Origin of the sequence: Rhizobium sp. L43 (assembly GCF_002531725.1) — a bacterium.
Lineage (GTDB): Bacteria > Pseudomonadota > Alphaproteobacteria > Rhizobiales > Rhizobiaceae > Rhizobium.
Map to the genome: position 1 here is coordinate 1 of NZ_NWSQ01000068.1, position 6,245 is coordinate 6,245.

The window sequence follows — 6,245 nt, forward strand, 5'->3', positions numbered from 1 at the left end:
CAACAGAATCACAATCCAATCGCCGCCGCCAGCAAACATTCACAGGCTCTCAGGATGAGGGGCGTTGGTGGATGCCGTGCTGATAACCAACGCAGGTGGACGATGCCGCGACCTCTCCCCGACCACCTCATCCTGAGGTGTCCCGCAGGGGCCTCGAAGGACGAGGTCGGCCACCGGCGGCAAGGGAGAGGCTGGCCTCCCGCCTCTTATGCTCCGTTCCTGCCGAAATACCAGTCGATCACCGGCAGCATGGCAACGTTGTAAGGATATGCCGCGTGATCAGCCGAGCGGATCGCCACCGCGCCGGCGATCTCCTTGTCCTCGGCGACCAGCATATGGGCCTCGATCCGCTTCACCATCTCGTCCGCCGTCATGTCGAAGCGGAAGAGCCGCATGAGCGTTACTGTGCGCCTGGAATAACTGGCGTAGAGCCCCTGCCCCGCCACCGCGTGGGCCAGATCCAATCCGGTCTCCTCATGGACCTCACGACGCATGTTGGCCTCGATGTCGCAGCTGTTATCGACGATATCCTCGGGCTCCAGCGAGCCGGCGGCGAAATAGACCTGGCCGGGATTGGCGGTATGGGCGCCCATACGGATCGCTACCAGCGCGCCGTCGGCGCTTTCGAGCACCGGATAGGCGAAGATGTGAATACCGCCCCGGCGCTCAGGCTGCCGGCGCCACCACATGAAGGCGGAAAAGGGAGTGACGTAACCCTCGCCCAAAATCCCGTCTTCACCGAGCGATAGCTGCTGCTGGAACACCAGGCGCCCGTCGAAGAGCGCCGGGTTGGCGGCCGTTTCCTTGGCCCAGTTCTCGCGGATCGCCGTTTCCTCGGCGGCGACGAAGGGATGCGTGCCGGGCAGGACCTTGAGATCGACGCCCGCGATCGGAAAGACGGTGGCCTCAGGCGGCCAGCCGGCAAAATCATCGGAAAAATCGCTATTCGGAAAATTCATGTTCAAATTGGTTTTCATGTTCGCTCTCAGGGGAGATCCAGTGTCATGACGACGGGGCAGTGATCGGACGCCTTCGGCCGGTCCCAGCCGGTGCGCGGATAACGCTCCACTTCCTGCCCCGGCGGGAAGATGGTGCGGTAGGGTTGGCCGCTGCGGATGATTTCGGGCAGGCGGCCGGCATTGTGAGCGGCAAGTGCTGGCGAAAGCCAGAGATAATCGAGCTGGCAGAGCCACTGCTCCTGCGGCCCGCGGGAATGATAGAGCGTCCAGCGGTCGAGGGCCTCGCGGCGGCGCACGACGTTTTCGGCAAAGCCGTCATGGCTGAAGACGTCCAGCGCGCTTTCGGCCTCGTCCTGATGCTCGAAACGATAGCCGGCGCCGCGGCGGCCGATGACGTCGACGCGCTCCTGATAATCGTTCATGTCGCCACAGATGGCGAAGCTCTTCTTATCCGTCTGATCGGCCCCGAAGCGATCCTCGATGATACGGCGCACGGCACGCGCTTCGGCGCGGCGGATCGGCATCGTCGACTGGCGCCCGTCCAGCCCGTCGCGCGGATTGCCCATCGATTTGAAATGCACGACAAAGAGCGAAAACGGCCGGCCGCCGATGAGCAGATCGAGCTCCAGGCAATCGCGCTTGAAGATCTTGTCGTCCATGCGGTTGGTGAGCGCCAGTTCCTCGTCGAAGAGATCGAGATCGCGATAGGTCGTCATCGCATGGCTTCGGATATCCCTGAGCTCGATCTTCTGGCCGTCGCGCGTTTCCTCGCGCATCAGCACGGCGACGTCGATGCCGCGGCTGTCATTGCCCTCGACCAGATATTTCTGCCGGTAACCGTTTCCGACCATGCGGAAGAGATAGCCATATTCGAAGGCCTGAAGCGCGGCCATATTGTCGATTTCCTGCAGGCAGAGGATATCGGCATCGGCGTCGGCAATCGCCAGCGCCGTCATCTGCCGCGTGTCGTCGGTCGCGGCGATCACGCGGGCCTGCTCGAGCTGCTGGTAGACGCCCTCGCTCGACACCTGGAAAAGCTTGATGACGCGGTCCTGGCGCAGCTGGTTGCGAAAGCCGGTGAAATCGAAACGGGTCAGCAGATTTTCGACATTGAAGGTGGCGAGGCGAAGCGACATGGCAGGAGTCCGGTTGCGGACCGTACCTTATCCGGCAATTGCCGCAGGAAAAGGTGGCGGGCCAAGAAATATGCGGACAACCGCCCGTCTTGCCGCCCCAATGCGACGCCCGCCTCCTAAAAGCCGCCAACCGGCGCGGATGACGACGCGCACGGTTTCACCGACTTCGACAACACGGCTGAAGGAACGCAACGTCTGGCCGTTGCCGAGGGTCAGCTTGATGGCGTAACGTTCGCCCTCGAAAAGTACGGATTCGACGGTCGCGGGAGCCCCCTCGCCGCCGATGATCACATCTTCCGGCGCACCAGAATATCGCATCCATCACTGTTAGCAGCTTGAGTTCGTCCCACCCCTATTGAGCTAAGATGCAGAAGATTTTGACCGCATGTTGGACGACCAGCCACCACTTCAGTGACCATCCACTACCGCAAGCGACGCAGCCGCCGGCCGATACCCTGCAGTGCTGAGAAGATTCACACCTCAACGCCAGGCAGTTGCGCTGCGAGCAGCAATACGTCGTCTGAGGATCGCTCAGTTGACGAAGAGGCAGGCTCTATTCTTCCCTGAAGGCCCTAACAACCTGGTCGGTAAGCGGTTTGGCAAGATATGCAAGCGCAGTACGCTCACCCGTCTGAACAAACGCCTCCACGGGCATCCCTGCCACTGGAACGAGATCGCCCAGCCGTGCCCACTCGACCTCAGGAATGAATATCCTAAGACTGTAGTAACCCTGCCCGGTGCGCTCGTCGGTTGTCAGATCAGCCGCGATCCGTGTTACCCGGCCATTCAGTTCAGTGGTGGTCCGCTGAGTGAACGCCGAAAACCGAAGCATGACATCCTGTCCGATCGCCACTTGGTCGATGTCTTGCGGTAGCAGCTTGAGTTCCGGCGTCAGCGCATCGCTATCCGGGACGATTTGCATAATCGCCTCACCCGGCGTGATAACCGCTCCCGGCGCGTGAACAGCAAGTTGATGTACAATGCCAGCCTGCGGTGCGCGAATGTCAATGTGTTTTAGATCATCCTCCGCGGCAACGAGACGTTCGGAATATTCGCCAATCTCACTTTCCGCCTGACGCAACTGATCCGAGACCTCCGTCCGTTGATCGTCATCGACTTGAATGATCTGCAACTGGGTTTCGGCGATCTTGCCGTTTGTTTGGGCCGCGGAGGCGATCAGGCTGCCGAGTTCACCGGTGAGGTCGGCAGCATCTCGCTGCAAGGCGTAGACCCGCGTTGCCGGTATGATGCCCTGATCGAGTAACAGCTGCAGGCTGGCAAGTTCCTTGTGGATGATGGCGAGCGCCTGACGCTTTCCGTCCTGCTGAGCAGTCAACCCCTCCGCCTCCTTCGAAAGCTGGCGCACCCGTTCGTTCAGTTGCGCCTTGCGGCCCGTTTTGGACGAACGTCTATCATTGAATAGCCGTTGCTCCCCATCGAGCATTGCGGCCACTTCCGCGTTCTCTCGCTCCTTGAGCAGCTTCTCGGGGAATGCAATCATGGCATTCGAATCCCGTTCAGCGGAAAGGCGAGCAGTCCGCGCGGCAAGTTCCTTCAGCCGCTTCGAAACGATCGCAAGATTAGCACGCGTTTGCGTATCATCCAGGTGCACGAGTATCTGCCCGGCCCCTACCCGCTCGCCATTCTTGACGAACACCTCCCCAACCGTACCGCCCTTCTGGTGTTGAACCGGTTTGACGTAGCTGTCGACGACCAGCGTGCCAGCGGCGATGACCGCGCCCTGGAGACGAATGGTCGCCGCGAGCCCTCCCAGAACACCGACCAGAAGAACTATCACTGCGAGCGCAAACATCGTCAGTCGCCAGATGGCGTGCTCCGCTTGTGGAGCACAATCATGTGTCATTGTGCCATTTCCTCACCTGCGATGAGTCGAATTGGCGGAGCCGCCGGTTGCGTGGTATTTTTAAGGACCTCGTCCTTTGGTCCGAACGCCTGCATCTGACCATTTGCCAGAACGAGGACCTTGTCGACCGCAACAAGCGCACTTGGGCGATGCGCAACAACGACAACAATGCCGCCGCGTGCCCGCACACTCAGGATCGCACGCGACAACGCCGCCTCGCCTTCGGCATCGAGATTCGAGTTAGGCTCATCGAGAACGATCAGGAACGGCTCGCCGTAAAGCGCTCGTGCCAGCGCAACACGCTGCCGCTGTCCTCCTGACAGTGCTGATCCCTGCTCGCCAATCTTTGTCTCGAAGCCTTCGGGGAATTGTACAATCATGTCGTAGACACCGGCGGCCTTCGCGGCGGCAATGATCTTGTCGGATGCTGCGTCAGGATCGAAACGAGCGATGTTTTCGGCGATCGATCCGCCGAACAGTGAGACGTCCTGCGGCAGGTATCCGATGTGTTTACCAAGCGCCCGAGGGTCCCATTGCGACAGCGATGCGCCGTCCAAGCGTACTGTGCCAGCAATTGGCGGCCACACTCCTACAAGACCTCGGGCTAACGAGGATTTCCCCGATGCGCTAGGCCCAATAACGCCGACGGCTTCTCCGGCCACGAGTTCGAAGGAAATGCTGCGTATGATCGACACTTTTGAGCCGGGAGCCGCAAGATGCAAGTTTTCAGCCTTCACTGCGCTCACCGGTTTGGGAAGCGATACCTCGCGCTCGTCCGTGGGCATGAGCTCCGCAAGTTTCAGCAGCCGTGACCAGCTGTCGCGCGCCGCGGCAAATCCCTTCCACTGGCTGATCGCCAGTTCGACCGGCGCCAACGCCCGGCTGACCAGGATTGAACTGGCGATCATGATCCCGCCTGAGGCCTCCTGACGAATGACAAGCAACGCTCCAACAGCGAGCACGGCAGACTGAAGCATCATTCGCAGGATTTTGGAAAGTGTTCCGAGTGTGCCGGTTACATTCGTCGCACGCAGATGGTTGCTGAGATAGCGACGGTTGATCTCGCTCCACTTCTTACCAAGCAGATGGCCAAAACCCATCGCAAGAACGGTTTCGGAGTTCCGGCGTGTTGCTTCCGCAAGAGCCGTCCGTTCTGACGCGATCTTCGCCGCCTCCTTCGCCGGCTGACGCGACTTCTGTTCCGCCACTATTGTCAGGCCAACGAGTATCAAGGCACCGGTGAGAGCGGCGATGCCGATCCATACGTGAAACAAAAAGCACAGGCCCAGATAAAGAGGCATCCAAGGAATATCGAACAAGGCAGTTGGTCCCGGCCCTGACAGAAACCCTCGGACGGAATCCAGATCGCGCACTGACTGAAGACCGTCTCCAGGCACCTGCATACGCGACGGAAACAAAATGAGGGAATCGTAGACCGTTTCTCCGAAGCGCTCATCGACCGACAGGCCGACGCGTACCAGGAGCATGGAGCGAACGAGCTCCAGTATCCCCTGAAAAACATAGAGTGTGGCCGCAATGATCCCGAGACCAACGAGGGTCGGCAGACTGTGACCGGGAATGACGCGGTCGTAGACCTGCAGCATAAAAAAGGAGCCAGTCAAGGTGAGGATGTTGACAAGGGCGCTGGTAGCACCGATGCCGACAAAGGCCTTCTTCAACGAGAAAAGCACCGCCACAAGGAAGAGCTGCGGCGGCTTGGTAGTGCTGCTGGACAAACTCAAACCCCGCTTACGCTGTCGCCGTGAAGCGGAAGTCGTCCTGATGCAGGTTCGCCAGGGCAACGTTCTTCAGCAGGATCGAGTTGTTTGCGTCGTGGATGATCAGCGTATCGGCGCCAACCTGTGTTGCCGCGGCCATGACCGACGCGAAGTCGGCAAAAACATCGGAACCAAGGTCGATCACGTCGACGGATCCAGCACCAGCGGCAAAATCCGTTAGAATATCGTGACCGAAATTCGATCGGAAGACAAAAGTATCGTTTCCTGCCAAGCTAACCAGCGTGTCGTCACCAGCCCCGGCTTGTATGGTATCCGCGCCTGTCGTCCCAGTAATCGTTTCATTGCCTGAGGTACCACCGACATAAGAGATATGCGATCGAAGGTCCGCCCGGGTCCAGCTGACGCCGTCGGCGAAGGTGACCTTATCGACACCCTGGTTGAAGTAGTCCTCGAGATTGTTCTTGAGCAGCACCGAACCGCCGTCACCGGCACCCGGCGTGCTCTCGGCGATGACGATTGTCACGTCATTGCCGTTGCGCACCAGGCT

5 protein-coding genes and 1 pseudogene are annotated in these 6,245 nt (G+C 59.9%); all 6 read right to left on the reverse strand.

The features are described 5' to 3' along the window. Nucleotides 1–206: 206 nt before the first annotated feature. Nucleotides 207–977, reverse strand: coding sequence for a DNA mismatch repair protein MutT (locus CO667_RS34175; protein WP_097622248.1), 771 nt, complete (start codon nt 975–977; stop codon nt 207–209). A gap of 8 nt (nt 978–985) precedes the next feature. After that, nucleotides 986–2,095 carry an endonuclease/exonuclease/phosphatase family protein gene (locus CO667_RS34180; RefSeq protein WP_097622249.1) on the reverse strand — a complete coding sequence of 370 codons (1,110 nt, stop codon included), beginning with the start codon at nt 2,093–2,095 and terminating at the stop codon, nt 986–988. A gap of 120 nt (nt 2,096–2,215) precedes the next feature. Then, nucleotides 2,216–2,433 (reverse strand): annotated as a pseudogene (locus CO667_RS34185) (TOBE domain-containing protein); the annotation flags it as partial. A gap of 215 nt (nt 2,434–2,648) precedes the next feature. Then, nucleotides 2,649–3,959 (reverse strand): HlyD family type I secretion periplasmic adaptor subunit, encoded by a 1,311-nt coding sequence (locus CO667_RS34190; RefSeq protein WP_097622250.1) that lies wholly within the window; start codon nt 3,957–3,959, stop codon nt 2,649–2,651. Continuing rightward, nucleotides 3,956–5,695 carry a type I secretion system permease/ATPase gene (locus tag CO667_RS34195; protein ID WP_097622251.1) on the reverse strand — a complete coding sequence of 580 codons (1,740 nt, stop codon included), beginning with the start codon at nt 5,693–5,695 and terminating at the stop codon, nt 3,956–3,958. Before CO667_RS34195 ends, CO667_RS34190 begins: the two co-directional genes overlap by 4 nt. 13 nt (nt 5,696–5,708) lie before the next feature. Beyond that, nucleotides 5,709–6,245, reverse strand: a 537-nt coding sequence (locus tag CO667_RS34200; protein ID WP_280953265.1) for a calcium-binding protein, incomplete at its 5' end; no start/stop codon positions are given.